This is a genomic window from Bradyrhizobium sp. 170, assembly GCF_023101085.1.
Lineage (GTDB): Bacteria > Pseudomonadota > Alphaproteobacteria > Rhizobiales > Xanthobacteraceae > Bradyrhizobium.
Genome location: NZ_CP064703.1, coordinates 941,222 through 960,087, shown reverse-complemented (window position 1 = coordinate 960,087; position 18,866 = coordinate 941,222). Strand labels below are relative to the sequence as shown.

15 protein-coding genes are annotated in these 18,866 nt (G+C 62.2%); 7 read left to right on the top strand and 8 right to left on the bottom strand.

What is annotated here, in order from left to right; translation table 11 throughout:
- Positions 1-27 precede the first annotated feature (27 nt).
- Both IVB05_RS04500 and IVB05_RS04495 read left to right on the top strand, forming a co-directional pair.
- Entirely contained in the window at positions 28-1,482 is a 1,455-nt protein-coding gene (locus IVB05_RS04500; RefSeq protein WP_247779201.1) for an IS1182 family transposase, read from the top strand.
- 792 nt (positions 1,483-2,274) lie between these two features.
- Positions 2,275-3,729: an IS1182 family transposase gene (locus IVB05_RS04495; protein ID WP_247780100.1), complete on the top strand. Its 1,455-nt coding sequence runs from the start codon at positions 2,275-2,277 to the stop codon at positions 3,727-3,729.
- Between the two features lie 506 nt (positions 3,730-4,235).
- Here IVB05_RS04495 and IVB05_RS04490 read toward each other — a convergent pair.
- The 5 genes from IVB05_RS04490 to IVB05_RS04470 form a co-directional block, all read right to left on the bottom strand.
- Complete coding sequence (locus IVB05_RS04490; RefSeq protein ID WP_247783247.1) at positions 4,236-4,643, bottom strand: hypothetical protein; 408 nt, start codon at positions 4,641-4,643, stop codon at positions 4,236-4,238.
- 1,097 nt (positions 4,644-5,740) lie between these two features.
- The gene (locus IVB05_RS04485; RefSeq protein ID WP_138829429.1) at positions 5,741-5,926 is read right to left on the bottom strand and encodes a hypothetical protein; all 186 of its coding nucleotides are present in this window, start codon (positions 5,924-5,926) and stop codon (positions 5,741-5,743) included.
- 276 nt (positions 5,927-6,202) lie between these two features.
- The gene (locus IVB05_RS04480) at positions 6,203-9,355 is read right to left on the bottom strand and encodes a multidrug efflux RND transporter permease subunit (RefSeq protein WP_247783246.1); all 3,153 of its coding nucleotides are present in this window, start codon (positions 9,353-9,355) and stop codon (positions 6,203-6,205) included.
- Between the two features lie 3 nt (positions 9,356-9,358).
- Positions 9,359-10,564, bottom strand: coding sequence for an efflux RND transporter periplasmic adaptor subunit (locus tag IVB05_RS04475; RefSeq protein ID WP_247783245.1), 1,206 nt, complete (start codon positions 10,562-10,564; stop codon positions 9,359-9,361).
- Positions 10,565-10,894: 330 nt separating this feature from the next.
- On the bottom strand, positions 10,895-11,923 hold the full coding sequence (locus tag IVB05_RS04470; protein WP_247783244.1) for a cyclopropane-fatty-acyl-phospholipid synthase family protein: 1,029 nt from the start codon (positions 11,921-11,923) through the stop codon (positions 10,895-10,897).
- 312 nt (positions 11,924-12,235) lie between these two features.
- Between IVB05_RS04470 and IVB05_RS04465 the strand changes: the two genes are divergently transcribed.
- The 4 genes from IVB05_RS04465 to IVB05_RS04450 all read left to right on the top strand — a co-directional run bounded on the left by IVB05_RS04465 (position 12,236) and on the right by IVB05_RS04450 (position 15,281).
- Positions 12,236-13,231 carry a flagellar motor protein MotA gene (locus tag IVB05_RS04465; protein ID WP_247783243.1) on the top strand — a complete coding sequence of 332 codons (996 nt, stop codon included), beginning with the start codon at positions 12,236-12,238 and terminating at the stop codon, positions 13,229-13,231.
- A gap of 170 nt (positions 13,232-13,401) precedes the next feature.
- On the top strand, positions 13,402-14,430 hold the full coding sequence (locus IVB05_RS04460; protein ID WP_247783242.1) for a peptidoglycan -binding protein: 1,029 nt from the start codon (positions 13,402-13,404) through the stop codon (positions 14,428-14,430).
- Between the two features lie 89 nt (positions 14,431-14,519).
- The gene (locus IVB05_RS04455) at positions 14,520-14,969 is read left to right on the top strand and encodes a GNAT family N-acetyltransferase (protein WP_247783241.1); all 450 of its coding nucleotides are present in this window, start codon (positions 14,520-14,522) and stop codon (positions 14,967-14,969) included.
- A gap of 75 nt (positions 14,970-15,044) precedes the next feature.
- The gene (locus tag IVB05_RS04450; protein WP_247783240.1) at positions 15,045-15,281 is read left to right on the top strand and encodes a hypothetical protein; all 237 of its coding nucleotides are present in this window, start codon (positions 15,045-15,047) and stop codon (positions 15,279-15,281) included.
- A 63-nt stretch (positions 15,282-15,344) separates the two neighbouring features.
- Here IVB05_RS04450 and IVB05_RS04445 read toward each other — a convergent pair whose 3' ends face one another.
- Together IVB05_RS04445 and IVB05_RS04440 are read right to left on the bottom strand one after the other, a co-directional pair.
- Positions 15,345-15,545, bottom strand: coding sequence for a hypothetical protein (locus IVB05_RS04445; RefSeq protein WP_247783239.1), 201 nt, complete (start codon positions 15,543-15,545; stop codon positions 15,345-15,347).
- Between the two features lie 75 nt (positions 15,546-15,620).
- A complete protein-coding gene (locus IVB05_RS04440) occupies positions 15,621-17,477 on the bottom strand; it encodes an ABC transporter transmembrane domain-containing protein (RefSeq protein ID WP_247783238.1) in 1,857 nt (618 codons plus the stop codon).
- 179 nt (positions 17,478-17,656) lie between these two features.
- On the opposite strand from IVB05_RS04440, the gene rpmE reads away from it, so the two are divergent.
- Positions 17,657-17,884: a 50S ribosomal protein L31 gene (rpmE, locus tag IVB05_RS04435; protein WP_108514241.1), complete on the top strand. Its 228-nt coding sequence runs from the start codon at positions 17,657-17,659 to the stop codon at positions 17,882-17,884.
- A gap of 221 nt (positions 17,885-18,105) precedes the next feature.
- Here the strand turns inward: rpmE and IVB05_RS04430 are convergent, their stop codons facing one another.
- Positions 18,106-18,618, bottom strand: a complete 513-nt coding sequence (locus IVB05_RS04430; RefSeq protein ID WP_247783237.1) for a DUF1465 family protein — start codon at positions 18,616-18,618, stop codon at positions 18,106-18,108.
- Positions 18,619-18,866 lie beyond the last annotated feature (248 nt).

Sequence of the window (18,866 nt, the reverse complement as noted above, 5' to 3'; positions counted from 1 at the left end):
TCTCTTGCTGAATCGGCGGGGGAAGTGATGCGGGGTTTCGTTCAAGGGGCGGATCGCCAGCAGACGACGCTGTTGCCGGAATGCCTCGATGATTGGGTCGACGAGAGCAATTCTATTCGCGCGGTCGATGTATTCGTGGATGCATTGGAACTGCGCGACCTCGGGTTCGATGGCGTTGATCCTGCGGCGACCGGCCGGCCGGCGTACCATCCTTCGCCGATGCTCAAGCTCTACATTTACGGCTATCTCAACCGGGTGCAATCGAGCCGGCGGCTGGAGCGCGAGGCTGGCCGCAATCTTGAGGTGATGTGGCTGACCGGACGGCTCGCGCCGGATCACAAAACCATCGCCGACTTCCGCAAGGACAATGGCGCAGCGATCAAAAAGGTTTGCGCGCAATTCGTCGAGTTGTGCCGCAAGATGGGCCTGCTGACGAAGGCCAGCGTTGCCATCGACGGCAGCAAGTTCAAGGCCGTGAACAGTCGCGACAACAACTTCACGCAAGGCAAGATCCAGCGCCGCCAGAAGCAGATCGAAGAGAGCGTGGCGCGCTACATGAGCCAACTGGACACCGCCGACCGCCAGACGGCCGCAGGAGAAGAGCCGTCGGAAACGGTGCTGATGACCAAGACGCGGCTTAGGGAAAAGCTGGCGAAGCTCGAAGAAGAAGTGAAACGACTGGCCGCGATTGAAAAGGCATTGCTCGCCTCGCCCGACAAGCAGATATCGCTGACCGATCCCGATTGCCGCTCGATGGCAACGAGCGGGCGCGGCTCAGGCATGGTCGCCTACAACGTACAAAGTGCGGTCGACACCACGAACCATCTGATTGTCGCGCACGAGGTCACCAACGTCGGCACCGATAGATCGCAACTGGCGACGATGGCGCAGGCGGCGAAAGCCGTGCTGCGCAGCGATAACTTGGACGTCGTTGCGGATCGGGGCTACTTTAAAGGTGAGGAAATCCTGGCATGCGAACAGGCCGGGGTCGCGGTCACGCTACCCAAGCCGCAAACTTCGGGAGCCAAGTCGGCAGGCCGCTTTGGGAAACCTGATTTTGTCTATTTGGCCAAGGATGACGTCTATCGCTGTCCGGCCGGCGAGAAGCTGGCGCACCACTTCACCGCTGATGAAGATGGCCAGAAAATGCGGATTTACTTGACGAAGGCGTGCCGCACATGCCCGTTCAAGGATCAGTGCACAACGTCCAACGAGCGCCGCATCAAACGCTGGGAACACGAACACGTCGTCGAGGCCGCGCAGACGCGGCTCGATCAGAACCCGCAAGCCATGCGTGTGCGCCGCGAAACCGTCGAGCATCCGTTCGCCACACTGAAGATGCGGATGGGTGCGACACACTTTCTAATGAAGCGGTTGCCCAATGTCGCGACCGAAATGGCGCTGAACGTACTCGCCTACAACCTCACGCGCGTAGTGAACATCGTCGGCATCAAGCCGCTCCTGGTGGCAATCCGGGCGTGAAGAGCTCGTGCTGTTATGCGCATCGTGTAACCGCTCAGGTCGCTCAGCGTGGCCCGAGGTTGCGCCCGGATTGACTCCAGACTCGATACAGCAAAAATACGCTCAGACCGTCGTGTCGACGCGGATCGTCCCCGGTTGCGTGCAGTTTTTGGGGGCGGAAAAACGTTTTTACACAGTCTGGACCCAGAGCGGACTTCGCTGACGAGTTCGGAATAGTTTCCCGATACAGCTTTTTGTTCGCTATCTCCTTAAGATTGAGACAATCAATCCACGCTATTGTCTGGCCTGTGTCCTTCAAGATGGTAACGGTCGGCACCAAGTGTAATGTCTGGTTACTTCCTCACTGCCTGTCTGTTCGTGGTAGCCTTGGGTTTCGAGGTGTCGTTTCGCCGATCCTGGAATCTATCACGGAACTCTGATCTGCTTGGCCCGGCCCAGCGGCTCGCAGTTCGGCGGCGTGCGTTTTGGCCGGCAGGCTGCGGGCTAATCTGCATGCTGCTGGGGTGGATGGTCTTTCATTTTGTTCAAGACAAGCTTGTTCTCTCCGTGACGGGCAGTCTAATGATGCTTAGTGCTTCTTTTTTCACCGGATCGTTTATTGGCGCTATGGCCGGGACAGTGAATCGGGTTTGAAGCGCCGCAATCAACGCAAAGCGAAAAAGTGCATCAGGCTATGGCCGCCGACAAGCTGCCATGACTTTGGCATCGTCCTGTTGATTTCCGGTTTTGGCCCAGGCTGTGTGAAAACCCGGTCGATGCTATGATTCCCTTGCTGAATCGGCGGGGGAAGTGATGCAGGGTTTCGTTCAAGGGGCGGATCGCCAGCAAGCGACGCTGTTGCCGGAATGCCTCGATGATTGGGTCGACGAGGGCAATTCTATTCGCGCGGTCGATGTGTTCGTGGATGCGTTGGAACTGCGCGACCTCGGGTTCGATGGGGTTGATCCTGCAGCGACCGGCCGGCCGGCGTACCATCCTTCGTCGATGCTCAAGCTTTACATTTACGGCTATCTCAACCGGGTGCAATCGAGCCGGCGGCTGGAGCGCGAGGCTGGCCGCAATCTCGAGGTGATGTGGCTGACCGGACGGCTCGCGCCGGATCACAAGACCATCGCCGACTTCCGCAAGGACAATGGCGCAGCGATCAAAAAGGTTTGCGCGCAATTCGTCGAGTTGTGCCGCAAGATGGGCCTGCTGACGAAGGCCAGCGTTGCCATCGACGGCAGCAAGTTCAAGGCCGTGAACAGTCGCGACAACAACTTCACGCAAGGCAAGATCCAGCGCCGCCAGAAGCAGATCGAAGAGAGCGTGACGCGCTACATGAGCCAACTGGACACCGCCGACCGCCAGACGGCCGCAGGAGAAGAGCCGTCGGAAACGGTGCTGATGACCAAGACGCGGCTTAGGGAAAAGCTGGCGAAGCTCGAAGAAGAAGTGAAACGGCTGGCCGCGATTGAAAAGGCATTGCTCGCCTCGCCCGACAAGCAGATATCGCTGACCGATCCCGATTGCCGCTCGATGGCAACGAGCGGGCGCGGCTCAGGCATGGTCGCCTACAACGTACAAAGTGCGGTCGACACCACGAACCATCTGATAGTCGCGCACGAGGTCACCAACGTCGGCACCGATAGATCGCAACTGGCGACGATGGCGCAGGCGGCGAAAGCCGCGCTGCGCAGCGATCATTTGGACGTCGTTGCGGATCGGGGCTACTTTAAAGGAGAGGAACTCCTGGCATGCGAACAGGCCGGGGTCGCGGTCACGCTACCCAAGCCGCAAACCTCGGGAGCCAAGTCGGCAGGCCGCTTTGGGAAACCTGATTTTGTCTATTTGGCCAAGGACGACGTCTATCGTTGCCCGGCCGGCGAGAAGCTGGCGCACCACTTCACCGCTGATGAAGATGGTCAGAAAATACGGATTTACTTGACGAAGGCGTGCCGCGCATGCCCGTTCAAGGATCAGTGCACAACGTCCAACGAGCGCCGCATCAAACGCTGGGAACACGAACACGTCGTCGAGGCCGCGCAGATGCGGCTCGATCAGAACCCGCAAGCCATGCGTGTGCGCCGCGAAACCGTCGAGCATCCGTTCGCCACACTGAAGATGCGGATGGGCGCAACACACTTTCTAATGAAACGGTTGCCCAATGTCGCGACCGAAATGGCGCTGAACGTACTCGCCTACAACCTCACGCGCGTAATGAACATCGTCGGCATCAAGCCGCTCCTGGTGGCAATCCGGACGTGAAGAGCTCGTGCTGTTCTGCGCATCGTGTGACCGTTCAGGTCGCTCAGCATGGCCCGAGCTTGCGCCCGGGTTGACTCCGGACTCGATAAAGCAAAAATATCCTCAGACCGTCGTGTCGACGCCGATCGTCCCCGGTTGCGTGCAGTTTTGGGGGAGGAAAAACGTTTTTACACAGTCTGGGCCCTTTTCAGACCTGCCGATCCTCGCAGCGAACGTCGGCTTTGAGGGGTAAAGCGGAAGTGGCGCGGACGTCGCCAAACCGGCGCGAGGACGGAGAAGTCAGTGGAGCCGTTCTCGCCGGGTGTGAGGCCGTCGTGAAGGTCGTTAAACCTCATGAAGCGCGCAGCGAGTTCAACTTCAGTCGAGCGGCTAGCGCTTCGGCTTCCTTTTGGGTTCCTTCAGAAGCATCCGTTGCGCCCTCAACTCCGCACGTTTCTTGATCTCGGCCTTGATCTTATCAATCAAGGTCTTCGCTTCAGGTGGGCGTACTTTGAGGGTTGAACCCACTAGCGCCTCGACGTTTTCGCTTTCTTTTTCTTCGCAACTTTCTTCTTCCCAACAACCTTACGCCCGGCAGTTGCGGGTGAATGCTTGGCCGCCCTCTTTGATTTTTTAGCAGCGGATTTCTTTGCAGACTTCTTGGCGGTTTTCTTAGCCGCCTTTTCTCCGGCTGCTTTCTTCGGCGGCGTCTTCATCGGTGCGCGTTTGACCCGGGCCTTCCGCTTCTTTGGAGCAACAAGGGGTATAGGCATCGCCGCCGCATCGGCGACTAACGGCACGTCCATTACGGTCATCTTCTCTTCTTCACTTGGCGTAGCGGCTGACTTCGCAGCGTCCGTTATCGAACTCGCCATATCCTTCACGGCCTCTATCGCCTTCTCAATTCGAGACCTATCGCCCTCGTCGTCGTCCATGGCGCCCTCCGATGAGTCGGAAGGACAGTATAGCTCATTTGGCGCTCGCCGCATACGCGGCGGGCAACGCGTCCGACCATCCCATGGCTAATCTCATCCTGACGGAGGAGAACACGGCCAAGGCGGCCAGTGCGGCAAGGGCGCGCTACAACCCGCCCAGGAAATGCTGACTGCCGCCAACGCCGAGGTAGCGCAGGGTCACGAGCTTGCTCGCCGTCCGCCAACGCGATAGGCTCGTCAAACTTGCGGCTCCAGCCTGTTGAACGCTTCGACATCTCCCTCGCCCCGGGGCATACACGAACTACTTTTTTAACTGATGTCGGAGAGCACGAGCAAAAAAGTCGCGAGCTATCGTGTCTAAGACCGCGGAGATTTGTTCGCCTGGCTCCGGGGCCCTTTCGAGTCGTTCGGCCTCGCGAATGTAGTCTAACGACAATTCGCGCAAGCGCTGGACTTCGGAATCATCCGGCAAGGGAGCGATTTGAGCCAGCAAGTGTAGTGCGCGCGCACGCGCGCGTTCGCTTCTGGAGCCATCCATGATGGGCCTCCAAGATTGTTATTGTGAGCTTCTGATATTGAAGACCGCGGTTGCGGTCTGTTCTCCCCAGCCCGAACCATAACATTCGGCACACATTGGAGAGGGCCGTTGAGCCCGGCTCGATTAAACTAAACGCGCTTCCTTGTGTCTGGTTCCCGACACTAGGCTTCGCGCTGTGAGCCGCCTAAACGGCTACCATCCCGATCAGCCGCGCGGTCAGGGCGCCCGGCATCACAATTCGCTTTTCGTCACCGGGCTGGGGCTCTGGCGCGTATTCGGCGAAGCGGTTCGCAGCGACTAAGCATCGGTACCGGCCTCCAGCGAAGCCGCTGATGCTGTGAATCTACTTCCGCTTTCGGAGGCATAGCCGACATCGCCGACTTGCCGCTGGGTCGCCTGTGTAGCGATTGACCCGCAAGAGATATGCGGTAAGTCGTGACGACATCTGCCGAGTTCAGGAAAGGTTCTCGGTTATCGAACTGTGCCTATTGAAACTCGGGTGCTGGCCTGTTTTAGGCCCTAGTGACCTGTTCTGATTTTCGCAGTAGCCTAGTTTGCCTTAGCGATGTTCAAGCTGATCGCCATTGAAGATGTGCAACATGCCGGAGAAGGCAGGGTGGTCTGCCTCCACTACATACCGAACGGCCCCGGCTCGGTTTGTAAAAACCGACACGATGAAGCCCGGATATTCGTAGCCTGAGCGCTTCTTTACTCGGTCGCCTACTTTGAACGGTACGTCTGTCATTTTATCCCCTGTAGGCCGCCTCAGTGGGCGGCCTCTTTCATATCAAACCAAGCGTGCGATGTCGCCCATTGGCACATAGCGTCGTTTCGCTGCTATGGAGCAGCACGCCGGGTATCGGGGCATAGCGGACGCTGGCGCGGCGTCAGCCCGGCAAATTTATGGGTTCATGGACTGGATGCATCGGCCGCCGCCTGCGCCAAGGCTTCTCGACGGCCCGAGACCGCAAGTCCCGGCGAAGCTCTGGCGTCGCGGGGTCACGGAGCATGACAACGTCTATCACTTCACTGGCGCCGGCGGGCCGACCACCTCGGCTCCCGCCGCCTCCTCCACTTTCTCCCTGTCCCCCGCCAGCACGCGCTGCACGCTGACGAAGAACACCGGCACCATCAAGAGCGCGAGAATCACCACCGCGATCATGCCGCCCATGACGCTGGTGCCGAGGGCCTGCTGGCTGGCGCCGCCGGCGCCGGTCGCGACGGCCATCGGCAGCACGCCGCAGACGAAAGCGAGACCCGTCATCAGGATCGGGCGAAAACGTAACGAGCATGCCTCGATCGTTGCCTCGACCAGCGGCTTGCCCTGGGCGCGCAGATCCTTGGCGAATTCGATGATGAGGATGGCGTCTTTTGCCGCCAGGCCAATGATGGTGATCAGGCCGACGGTGAAATAGACGTCGTTCGGCAGGCCCCGGATGGTCGCGGCGATCACCGCGCCGCAGATGCCGAGCGGCACCGTCAGCAGCACCGCGAGCGGAATGGTCCAGCTTTCATAGAGGGCTGCGAGCAGCAGGAACACGACCAGCACCGAGAGGCCGAGCAGGAACGGCGCCTGCGAGCCCGACAGCTTTTCCTGCAGCGACTGACCGGTCCATTCGAAACCGAAGCCGCGCGGCAGCTTGCCCGCGAGCCGCTCCATCTCGGCGATGGCATCGCCGGAGGTGAAGCCGGGTTTTGCTTCGCCGGAGATGCGCACGGCGGGATAGTAGTTGAAGCCCGCGATCTGGGTCGGCCCCCTCGACCACTGAACCGTGGCAAAGGCCGAGAACGGCACCAATTGCCCGCGGCTGTTCTTGACGTTGTAATTGAGGATGTCGTCCGCGTTCATGCGGCTGGCGCGGTCGGCCTGCACGATCACGCGCTGCATCCGCCCGCGGTTCGGGAAGTCGTTGATGTAGTTCGAGCCGAGATTGGTCGAGATGGTCTGGTTGATGTCCTCGAAGGTAACGCCGAAGGCGCCCGCCTTTTCGCGGTCGATCACCAGGTTGACCTGCGGCGCCGGCGGCAGGCCCTCGACATAGACTTTCTGCAGCACGCGGCCGGCATTGGCTTCCGCGATCAGTTGGTCGGCCGCGCTGACCAATGCGGGATAGCCCTTCTGGCCGCGGTCCTGCAGGCGGAACGAGAAGCCCGAGGAATTGCCGAGATTGTCGATCGGCGGCGGCTGCAGCGCTGAAATCCTGGCGTCGCGGATCGATGACAGCTCGCGGTTGACGTCGGCGACGATCGCGGCGGCGGAATCCTTCGGACCGCGCTCCGACCAATCCTTCAACGAAATGAACGCCTGCGCGGTGTTCATGCCCTGGCCGAGGAAGCTGAAGCCGGTCAGGAACGTCACGTCCTCGACGCCGGCACGCTCGCGAAGATATTTTTCGACCTGCTCGACCGCGGCCTCGGTGCGGGCATAGGAGGAGTCGGACGGTGTCTGCACATCGGTGGTGATGAAGCCCTGGTCGTCGACCGGCAGGAAGCCGCCGGGCAGCCGGACGAAGGCCCAGCCGAGGCCGATGAACAGCACCGCGTAGATCGCCATCAGCCGCCCGGTCCGCTTTAACGAACCCTTGACGGTGCGCGTGTAGCCGCCGCGGCCCGACTCGAGCACGCGGTTGAACCAGCCGAACACGCCCTTGCGCGCATGGCCATGGCCGGCCTCGACAGGCTTCAGCAGCGTCGCGCACAGCGCCGGCGTCAGCGACAGCGCCAGCAGCGCGGAGAAGGCGATGGCCGAGACCATGGTGACGGAGAACTGGCGGTAGATGATGCCGACCGATCCCGGGAAGAACGCCATCGGCACGAACACCGCCATCAGCACCAGCGTGATGCCGATGATGGCGCTGGTGATTTGCGACATCGCCTTGCGGGTCGCTTCCTTCGGCGGCAGGCCCTCCTCGGCCATGATGCGCTCGACGTTCTCGACCACGACGATGGCGTCGTCGACGAGGATGCCGACCGCCAGCACCATGCCGAACATGGTCAGCATGTTGATGGAATAGCCGGCCGCCATCAGTATCGCGCAGGTGCCGAGCAGCGCCACCGGCACCACGATGGTCGGGATGATGGTGTAGCGGATGTTCTGCAGGAACAGGAACATCACGATGAAGACCAGCACCACCGCCTCGACCAGCGTCATCAGCACCTTGTTGATCGAGGCCTTGACGACGGGGGTGATGTTGTAGGGGATTTCGTAGCCGATATTGGCCGGAAAGAACTTCGACAGCTCTTTCATCTTGGCTTCGACGGCGCTCGCGGTCGCAAGCGCGTTGCCGGTCGGCGACAGCAGCACCGAAAGGCCCGCGGTCGGCTTGCCGTTGAGGCGCGTGTTGAACTGGTAGCTCAGGCCGCCGATCTCGATGCGGGCGACATCGCGCAGCCGCACGGTTGATCCGTCTGCGTTGGCGCGCAGGGTGATCGCGCCGAATTCATCGGGCGAGGCGAGCTGGCCCTTGACCAGCACCAATGCGGAAATCTTCTGCTCCGGCGTGCTCGGCTCGGCGCCGATGCTGCCCGAGGCGACCTGCGCGTTCTGGGCTGTTATCGCCTTGTTGACGTCGTCGGCGGTGAGGCCGTAACCGACGAGTTTTGCCGGATCGATCCAGATCCGCAGCGAACGCTCGGTGGAATAAAGCGTGGCGCGGCCGACGCCGGGAATGCGCCGGATTTCGCCGAGCACGTTGCGGATCATGAAATCGCCGAGGCCGATTTCGTCGAGCGAGCCGTCGGACGAGTTCAGGGTGATGATCTGCAGCACGGCGGAGGAGGCTTCCTCGACCAGGATGCCCTGCTGGATCACCGCGCGCGGCAGCCGCGCCTCGACGCGCTTGAGGCGGTTCTGAACTTCCACCGAGGCCGCGCCGGTTTCGGTGCCGGGCACGAAGTTGGCGATGATTTCGACCTGCCCCAGCGAGTCAGAGGTGGATTCGAAATTGAGAATGCCGGAGGCGCCGTTGAGCTCCTCCTCGATCAGCCGCGTGACGCTGTTGTAGAGGTTTTCGGGCGACGCGCCGGGATAACTGGTCGAGATCGAGATCGAGGGCGGCGCGATGATCGGATATTGCGCGACCGCCAGCAGCGGAATCGAGATGGCGCCAATCAAACAGATGAAAAGCGCCACGACCCAGGCGAAGATCGGCCTGTCGATGAAGAAACTAGGCATCGGCTAGCGGGCCGCTTGCGTCGCCGGTGCGGCCGGAATTGTACCAACCGAGGCATCCGCGTCGATCCACGCCTTCGCCTTGACCTTGTCGCCGGGCACGAATTTCTGGAACCCGTCGACGATGACGCGGTCGCCGTCCTTGAGGCCCTCGCTGACCAGCCAGAGGCCGTCCTGCACCGCGCCGGTGCGGACCGGCTGCGTCGCCACGCGGCCGTCGTCCTTGACCACGAACACTTCGCTGCCGCCGCCGGCGTCGCGCTGGATCGCCTGCTGCGGCACGGCGATGGCATCGGAATCGATACCCTGTTCGATCAGGACGCGGACATACATGCCCGGCAGCAGCTCGCGATGCGGATTCGGAAATTGTCCGCGCAGCGTGACCTGTCCGGTATAGGCATCCACCTTGGCTTCCGAAAACAGCAGCTTGCCGGGAACCGGATAGACCGTGCCGTCGTCGAGCACGAGGCGGACCTTGGCTGCATCGGGCGCAATCCGGTCGAGATCGCCATTGTCAAAGGCACGGCGCAGCTTGTGCATCTCCGAGACCGATTGGGTGAAATCGGCGTAGATCGGGTCGAGTTGCTGGATCGTGGCGAGACTGGTGGTCTCGTTCTGGATCACCAGCGCACCTTCGCTCACCAGCGCGGCGCCGACGACGCCGCTGATCGGCGCACGGATCGTGGCATAATCAAGGTTCAGCCGGGCGCGGGCGACGTCGGCCCTGCGGCTGCCGACCTCGGCCTCGGCCTGGCGCTGGGCCGCGATAGCCTTTTCGTTCTCGGCCTCGGGCGCCGCGCGCTGGCTGGTCAGCGTCGCGATGCGCCGCGCATGCTGGGCGGCGAGATCGAGCGCAGCTGCAGCCTTGTCCTGCGCGGCTTCGCTCGCCTGCAGTTCCACCTCGAACGGCTTCGGGTCGATCCGGTACAGCGGATCGCCGGCCTTCACCTCGGTGCCCTGCTGGAACAGGCGTTCGACGACGATGCCGGAGATGCGCGCACGCACTTCCGACACCCGGGTGGGCGAGATCCGGCCGGGCAGCTCGCGAACGAGGGCGCGGGACTGAGGCCGTACGGTGAAGGTGCCTACTTCAGGCTCGGGCGGCTTTGCCGCCGCAGTAGCGGCGATCGGTTCATTGCAGCCAGCCAAAAGCGGCGCCATCGCCGCTAACATCAAAACGATGCATGCCGATTGCGTTCGTAGTCCGGACATTGAAAGCATTGCCCCAGTTCAAAGTTGAAGCGCGAATTGAGCATTCGCGACGTTGTCGTAGGAGATCTTGGGAACTCACGGTTGATGGTATATAGGATAGAGAGAGCCTGCTGCGACGCAATACGGTCTCGCGGCGGCCCAATGTCACACAACGCTATCGCGCTGAATTAGCGCCCATTTTTCCGGACTCACTCGATTGTGAGCCGGAGTTCCATCGGAGCGTTCTTGGTTTGGATCGAAACCCAACGGCCGGGAACTGTCGTTTGGCCGCATGAGATCGCAGCAGATGCCGGAGCGCGAGGCATCCGGCACGAATCAGTTGAACCCGGCCTAACCGGCCGCCTTCAGCCGGTAATGGCTGACGCCCCACTCGCTGCCGTCGGCGTAACCGAACAGGCCTGATGTGGCGAGCAGGAACCAGCGCCAGCGCCGCATCCACAACGCGGTCTCGCCGCCATGGACCTTGCGAAGCACGCGCTCGATTTCGTCGCGATGGGAATCGAAATTGTCGAGCCAATCCTGCGCGGTGCGCTGATAATGCACGCCGCTCCAGCGCCATTCCTTTTCGACCTCGAACAGATCGGCATATTGCCGGATCAGATGGTGGCTCGGCATCACGCCGCCGGTAAAGAAACGTTGCGCGATCCAGTCCTCGCCACCGGCGCGGTCGAACAGATAGGCGCCGGAGCGATGGGTGAAGATGTGCAGGAAGAAGCGGCCGTCGGGTTCCAGCCATGTGCGCAGACGCGTCATCAGTTCGCGCCAGTTCACCATGTGCTCGAACATCTCGATTGCGAGGATGCGGTCGTACCGCGCTTCCGGCGCGAACAGGTTCACGTCTGACGTGATGACCCGCAGATTGGCTAGGCCGCGCTTTGCGGCCTCGCCCTCGGTATATTCGCGTTGCGCGTTCGAGCTGGAAACCGCCGATATTTGCGAATGCGGGAATTGCCGCGCCATCCACAGCGACAGCGAACCCCAGCCGCAGCCGAGTTCGAGGATCGATTGTCCGTCGGCCAGATCGGCATGCTCGACGGTCTGGCGCAGCGCTTCCTCCTCGGCCTCCTGCAGCGTCGAGGCCGCCTCCCGGTAGAAGCAGCAGGAATATTTGCGGTTTGGCCCGAGCAAGCGGGCAAAGAACTCGACCGGCACCTCGTAGTGCCGGACATCGGTCTCGTCGGAATATTCGGCGATGGCGCGCGCCGCCATTTCGTCGGCGAGCCAGGCATCGCTTTCCGCATTCCCGGTGGCGAGCCGCGCGGCGGTGCGCGAGCAGAGCTGGTGGATGGCGGCCCGGATAATGGCGTCGGGCAGCGGTACCCGCTCGGCAGTGCCAATGATCGTGGAGACGAAGCTCATGTAGCCACTCCCTTCGGCAGAGAACGGGCTGCTGCGGCTGGTCTATCCCGCAATAAGTGCTTCCTTCGAATAGCCGCGGGACGGGGCGGCCGACCCTGCGGGGGCGGCCGCCGATCCCGCGAGATATAAGGCCGTCATGAAAAATCCCGGTTGGACAGCGAAACGTTCCAAAATACGCTGATGTCAAAGCCGGGTTTCGGGAGAGGTTCCACCATCGTCTATTCGAAATCGCGGCTTCCCAGCTTTTTTCTCCAGCCCGCTGTGCCATATTGGTTCCACAACGCGGCTTTTCGTAACGGATGACACCTGCAAATGCCCTCAGGCCCTTCCTCCCGCTCCGAAATGGAGATCGAACTGAGCAAACTGTCTTCGCCCCGGATTTTCCTGGTGCGGATGCTGGTGTTCCTGGTGCTGTGCGCGCTGGTGACGGTCGTGCTCTACAAGCAGATCATCGTCGCGTTCTTTGCCAACCCCGGCCTCAACGCGCTGATCGGCGGGGTGCTCCTGATCGGCATCATCCTGTCGTTCCGGCAGGTGATCCGGCTCTATCCGGAAGTGGCCTGGGTGAACAATTTCCGTATCGCCGATCCCGGGCTGGCGATCGAGCGGCGGCCGACCCTGCTGGCGCCGATGGCGGCGATCCTCGGCGGCGAGCGCTCCGGGCGGATGACGATCTCGCAGCAGACCATGCGGCATTTGCTGGATTCGATCGCGACGCGGCTGGACGAGGCCCGCGATATTTCCCGCTACATGACCGGCTTGCTGGTCTTTCTCGGCCTGCTCGGCACCTTCTGGGGCCTGATCGAAACCGTCGGCTCCGTCGGCAAGGTGATCGACGGCTTGAAGGTCGGCGGCGATGCCGGTTCCCTGTTCGACACCCTGAAAGAAGGGCTGGCGGCGCCGCTCAGCGGTATGGGTATTTCGTTCTCGTCCTCGCTGTTCGGCCTCGCCGGCTCCCTGATCCTGGGCTTCCTCGACCTGCAGTCGAGCCAGGCGCAGAACCGTTTCTACACCGACCTCGAGGACTGGCTCGCCTCCACCGTGCGCGAATATGGCGATAGCGGACCCGGCATCGGCGGCGAATTGCAACATGCGATGGAACGTATACGCGCGGTGGTTGAAGAGAGCGGCGGCAGCCGCAGCACCACGGCGGCGATGGCCAACCTCGCCGAAGCCATCCAGGGCCTGGTCGCGCATATGCGCACCGAGCAGCAGATGATCCGCGAATGGGCCGACGGCCAGGGCGAGCAGAACCGCGAGATCAAGAAGCTGCTGGAGCGGATCGCCAAGCAGCCCGAGAAGAGCTGAACGAGAGCGCGCGCCCCGGACGCAGTGCGGCACCATAAGCGCGTTTACGCGCGTCTTCGACGCGCTATGGTGCTGCGCTGCAGAGCCGGGGCCCATCGAGACAGGTCCGGCTCTGCGGAGCAGCGTTTGCACGCTGTACCGCGTCCGGGACACGATAGTGGAGACGACGAATGGCCCTCGCCCGCGCACGCCGCAATGATTCCGGTTTCAACTACTGGCCGGGGTTCGTCGACGCATTGTCGACGCTGGTGCTGTCGATCGTGTTCCTGCTGTCGGTGTTCTTGGTGGTGCAGTTCTTCCTGTCGCAGGAGGTCACCGGCAAGGACAAGGCGCTGGAGCAGCTCAACGCCAAGATCGCGCAGCTCAACGACCTGCTGTCGCTGGAAAAGCTCGCCAAGATCACGCTCGACGACCAGGTCGGGCAATTGCGCGCCGGCCTTGCCGCCGCGGAAGGCGAGCGCGACCGCATCAAGGGACTTTACGACGGGCTGGCCGGCGCCGGCGGCGACGCCCAGGGCCGCACCAACGAGCTCAACAAGGCGCTCGAATCCGAAAAGACGGTGAGTTCGCGCGCGCTCGCCCAGATCGAGGTGCTGAACCAGCAAATCAGCGCGCTGCGCCGCCAGCTCGCGGCGCTCGAGGAAGCACTGGAAGCATCTGAGAAGCGCGACAAGGAATCGCAGGGGCGGATTGCCGATCTCGGCCAGCGCCTGAACGTCGCGCTGGCTCAGCGCGTGCAGGAATTGTCGCGCTACCGTTCGGAATTCTTCGGCCGCCTGCGCGCCATTCTGGGTAATCGCCCCGATATCCGCATCGTCGGCGACCGCTTTGTCTTTCAGTCGGAGGTGTTCTTCGATACCGGCCAGGCGCTGTTGCTCCCCGAAGGTCGCGCCGAACTCGACAAGCTCGCCACCGCGCTGATCGATCTGGACAAGCAGATTCCGAGCGAGATCGCCTGGGTGCTGCGGGTCGACGGCCACACCGACATGCGGCCGATCAACTCTCCGCTGTTCAAGTCGAACTGGGAATTGTCGTCGGCGCGCGCCATCTCCGTGGTGCAATATCTGGTCTTCCTCGGCGTCCCCGCGCAGCGGCTGGTCGCCGCCGGCTTTGCCGAATTCCAGCCGCTCGATCCAGCACCCAACGAAGACGCCTACAAGCGCAACCGCCGCATCGAACTGAAGCTGACGGAACGGTAGGGCATGATCCCGACCCGGAGGGCCGCGTTAGCGCAAAGTGGGCACCGGTTTTCGGATCAGATCATGCCCAACAAAAACGTCGCCACGTGATGACCGCAGATTTCACGCTCCGTCCCTATCGTCCCGAGGACGAAGACGCGGCGATCGAGCTGTGGCGGCTGACGTGGCAGCAGGCCTATCCCGCAATCGATTTCACCGCCCGCGTGGCGTGGTGGCGGGAGCGCTGGCGCAATGAACTGGTGGCGAATGCGGCGATCATTGTCGCCGAACAGGCGCACGCCCTGACCGGTTTCGTGACCATCGATGGCAACGGCTATCTCGATCAGCTCGTGGTCAGCCCGGAACACTGGGGCTCGAAACTGGCCACCGCATTGGTCGACGAAGCCAAGCGCCTGTCGCCCGGTGGCGTCACGCTTCTGGTCAACAAGGATAACGCACGGGCCATCCGTTTCTATGAACGCAACGGTTTTGAACATGCCGGCGAGGACGTGAACCCGACGTCGGGAAGGCCGGTACTGAAAATGGCGTGGCGGGCGTGACATCAGTCACGGCGTTGACGGCCTGGAACCTCTAGCCAGTTCGGCGATTGCAAGCCCAACGGCGGAGACGTTCACATGACGCTGGCTGAATTTGCCAAGGGTACGACAACGTTCGTGTTGGTGATCGTCGCCGGACTGCTTTCGGAGGCCTATCTGGATCGGCATCTCGCCGCGAGCGAGACTGACAAAAAAGTGGCGTCAAGCGATGGCGCCGAAGCGTCGGCGGCATGCGTCGAGAAAGACGGCACCTGGAAAAACTGGCCGTGGTCGAATGTGCCTGCGCTATCGCCGAAATGCCGCGAGGATCGCTAAATTCTTTGACGCGTTTTCTTCACGCGAACCGGCGTCCACTTCGCTCGAAAACACTATGGCCGCTCACACACGCCGAAACAGTACGCCAATAAGCAACACGACATAGGCAATGGCCAAAACGTCGAAAACCCGCGACGAGCTGACGATCGGGACGGAAACGTGGGCGTAACGAACAAGCAGGGCGATAGCCGCCAGCACCAGCGAAATCAGGAATATCACGAGCGACGGCGGCGTCAGCGCAAAACCTGCGCGGCGGTAAGGCATGCCCCTCTCCTGTTCGATCGAACCCCGGTTTGAACGAGGTTACAACAGGCACGCGACGTTATGGTTCCCGCTTTTTTATACTCCCTCGAACTGCAACCGTGCCAGCCGCGCGTACAACCCGTTCGCCGCGACCAGCTCCGCATGCGTGCCCTGCTCGACGATCTTGCCCTGATCCATCACCATAATCCGGTCGCAGGACAACACGGTGGCGAGGCGGTGCGCGATGACAAGCGTAGTCCGGTGGCGCATCAATTCCTCCAGCGCGGTCTGCACCAGCGTTTCGCTTTCGGCATCGAGCGCGGAGGTGGCCTCGTCGAGCAATAGCAGCGGCGCATCGCGCAGGATCGCGCGCGCGATTGCGATGCGCTGGCGCTGACCGCCGGACAGCGTCACGCCGCGCTCGCCGAGCTGCGCCTCGAAGCCGCCGGGCAGGCGCCGCAGGAATTCGGTGGCATGGGCGAGATCGGCGGCGCGCTCGACTTCGGCATCGGTCGCATCTGGCCGGCCGAAGCGGATGTTTTCGCGCGCGGAGGCCGCGAACACGACCGAGTCCTGCGGCACCAGCGCGATGCGTGAGCGAACGTCGACCGGATCGGCCGACCTGACCGGCACGCCGTCGAGCGAAATCGTGCCGCGTGCGGGATCATAGAAGCGCAGCAAGAGATGAAACAGCGTGCTCTTGCCCGCCCCTGACGGTCCGACGATCGCGACTTTTTCTCCCGCCTTGACCGCAAGCGAGACATTGTCGATCGCAAGCACGTCCGGCCGTGCCGGATAGGCGAAGGTGACATTCTCAAAACCGACGTCGCCGCGCGCAGGCTGCGGTAGTGCTGCCGGCTGCGGCGGGGCCGTGATCTGCGATTTGACCCGCAGGATCTCGAACAACCGCTCGGCGGCGCCCGAGGCAGCCGAGACTTCGCCCCAGACCTCGCTGAGCTGGCCGAGACCGGTGGCCGCGAACGCCGCATACAGCACGAACTGGCCGAGCCGGCCCGGCGTGATCTGGCCGGTCAGCACGTCGTGCGAGCCGACCCAGAGGATCGCCACGACGCTGGAGAACACGATGAAGATGATGATCAGCGTCAGCACCGCGCGCGCGCGCGTCGAGCTGCGCGCCGCCTCATAGGCCTGCTCGACCTCGCCGCCGAAGCGGTTGGTCGCCATCCGCTCGCTGGTATAGGCCTGCACGGTCCTGATCGCGCCGATCAGTTCGGAGGCGTAGGCGCTGGCGTCCGCCAGCGTATCCTGCGCGTTGCGCGACAGCCGCCGCACCCAGCGCCCGAACGCGACAAGCGGAATCACGATCAGCGGGATCGCCAGCAACACGAAGCCCGACAATTTCGGGCTCGTGATCACCATCATGGCGGTGGCGCCGATGAACAGCATCATGTTGCGCAGCGCGATCGATACCGAGGCGCCGACGGCGGATTTGATCTGGGTGGTATCGGCCGTCAGCCGCGACACCAGTTCGCCCGAGCGCGCGGAATCGAAGAATGCGGGCGACAGCGAGACCAGATGCGCAAACACGTCACGCCTGAGATCGGCGACGATGCGCTCGCCGATCGTCATGACGAGGTAGTAGCGCGACGCGCTCGCCGCGGCGAGGACCGCGACAATGGCGATCATGACGCTGAAATAGCTGTTGATCAGGGCGATGCCTTCGGGGCTGAAGCCGAAATCGATCATGCGCCTGACCGCGATCGGCACCACGAGCGTGGTGATCGCCGCGACCGTCAGCGAGATGAAGGCGAGAGCCGCGCGTCCGCGATAGCGCGCAACGTAAGGCGCCAGCTCCAGCAGCGGGCGGAGCCTGGCGCTCGTCTTGGCCGGCGACTGCGTCAGCTGGGCTTCGATGAAGGCCTCTTCCGCAAGCAGGGCATCGCGCCGTGGAGGCGTGCTGGGGGGGGCTTCAAACTGTTCCGCTGCGCTCATGAAATCCGACCGGTTTTGCCGCCCCCAGATAGGCCCCGCGGCCCCCGCTGGCAAATCCGGGAGATTCCCAATCAGGGCTTATACGTAGCTTGTTTTGGCGGGCTCCTTACGTTATAGAGCCGCCAAATCCCGTATCCCCTGACATTTGAGATGGGCGCCGGCGCGCCGAAGGATATGCCATGAAAGCCGAAATTCACCCGAATTATCATACGATTACGGTCGTGATGACCGACGGGACCGAATACCAGACCCGCTCCACCTGGGGCAAGGAAGGCGACAAGCTGAACCTCGATATCGACCCCAAGTCGCATCCGGCCTGGACCGGCGGCTCGCAGCAGCTGCTCGACCGCGGCGGCCGTGTGTCGCGCTTTCAGAAGAAGTTTTCGGGCTTCCTCAAGAAGGATTGAGGGTTTTCGGACCCCGCCTTTCCGGCCCAGAAATGCAAAAACGCCCCGGTTTGCCGGGGCGTTTTTTGTTGGGCGCGATCCTATCCCCGTCATTTGCGAGCGCAGCGAAGCAATCCATCGCGCCGCAAGCGGAGATGTGGATTGCGTCGTCGCTTCGCTCCCTTGCGCAAACGCTTCGCGTTCGTCGCAGGCAATGACGCTGATGGAGCGGGCCTTGGGGCTTACCGCTCGAAAGCCGCCTTCAGGCGGTTGAGCTGCGGAACCAGCGGGTTGCCGATCGGGGCCCGTTCGGCTGGCGACGCGTGGATCGTGGTGTCGAGCCGGCGGACCCGCGTCTGCAGGCTCATCGAGCGCGCAATCAAATCCTGCAATTGCTGCGGCAGCTTTGCGATCATCTCCTCAGTGCCGGGATCGGCGGCCGTGAGCTTGACCTTGGTCTTTTCCCGATTGGCCTGGGTCAGCGTCATCTCGCCTTCCTTGACCGCGCGATGCAGCAACAGCCAGGACGCGAGCTGCATCAGGCGGGTGGTCAGGCGCATGCTTTCGGTTGCGTAAGTCAGGCTGACAGAACGCTCGAGCGCCTTGGCCTCGGTGCGGCCGTCGCCGTCGAGATAGGCGGCGGTTTCCTCAACCAGGTCCATGCCTTCCCGAAACAGAACTCCGAATGCCGCGGAATTGGTGAGCCGCTCGCTGAACTGAACGAGCGCGGATTCGCTTTGCGAACGGTCCGCCATGGTTAACGCCCTCACGCCACTATTTGCCCCACCGGCTGTGAACCACCGGCTTATGATGAACAAATCATTGCTCGGGCGAGGTCGAGAGTCCAGCGGCAACCGGATTTATGGTTTCCAGCGTATGGGGGCACAAAATAGCCGTGCTGCGCACAAAAAAGAGCCGCCGTTTCCGGCGGCTTTTGAAGTTGATAACAGGGAGGCGTCAAACAGAGTGGACAGGAGCCACTCGGTGTCCAAACGAGGACAAT

Bases quoted from the DNA above. Each gene is read 5' to 3' on its own strand.
- IVB05_RS04500 (WP_247779201.1), top strand. From the start codon at position 28: ATGCGGGGTTTCGTTCAAGGGGCGGATCGCCAGCAGACGACGCTGTTG.
- IVB05_RS04495 (WP_247780100.1), top strand. From the start codon at position 2,275: ATGCAGGGTTTCGTTCAAGGGGCGGATCGCCAGCAAGCGACGCTGTTG.
- IVB05_RS04490 (WP_247783247.1), bottom strand. From the start codon at position 4,643: ATGGACGACGACGAGGGCGATAGGTCTCGAATTGAGAAGGCGATAGAG.
- IVB05_RS04485 (WP_138829429.1), bottom strand. From the start codon at position 5,926: ATGACAGACGTACCGTTCAAAGTAGGCGACCGAGTAAAGAAGCGCTCA.
- IVB05_RS04480 (WP_247783246.1), bottom strand. From the start codon at position 9,355: ATGCCTAGTTTCTTCATCGACAGGCCGATCTTCGCCTGGGTCGTGGCG.
- IVB05_RS04475 (WP_247783245.1), bottom strand. From the start codon at position 10,564: ATGTCCGGACTACGAACGCAATCGGCATGCATCGTTTTGATGTTAGCG.
- IVB05_RS04470 (WP_247783244.1), bottom strand. From the start codon at position 11,923: ATGAGCTTCGTCTCCACGATCATTGGCACTGCCGAGCGGGTACCGCTG.
- IVB05_RS04465 (WP_247783243.1), top strand. From the start codon at position 12,236: ATGCCCTCAGGCCCTTCCTCCCGCTCCGAAATGGAGATCGAACTGAGC.
- IVB05_RS04460 (WP_247783242.1), top strand. From the start codon at position 13,402: ATGGCCCTCGCCCGCGCACGCCGCAATGATTCCGGTTTCAACTACTGG.
- IVB05_RS04455 (WP_247783241.1), top strand. From the start codon at position 14,520: ATGACCGCAGATTTCACGCTCCGTCCCTATCGTCCCGAGGACGAAGAC.
- IVB05_RS04450 (WP_247783240.1), top strand. From the start codon at position 15,045: ATGACGCTGGCTGAATTTGCCAAGGGTACGACAACGTTCGTGTTGGTG.
- IVB05_RS04445 (WP_247783239.1), bottom strand. From the start codon at position 15,545: ATGCCTTACCGCCGCGCAGGTTTTGCGCTGACGCCGCCGTCGCTCGTG.
- IVB05_RS04440 (WP_247783238.1), bottom strand. From the start codon at position 17,477: ATGAGCGCAGCGGAACAGTTTGAAGCCCCCCCCAGCACGCCTCCACGG.
- rpmE (WP_108514241.1), top strand. From the start codon at position 17,657: ATGAAAGCCGAAATTCACCCGAATTATCATACGATTACGGTCGTGATG.
- IVB05_RS04430 (WP_247783237.1), bottom strand. From the start codon at position 18,618: ATGGCGGACCGTTCGCAAAGCGAATCCGCGCTCGTTCAGTTCAGCGAG.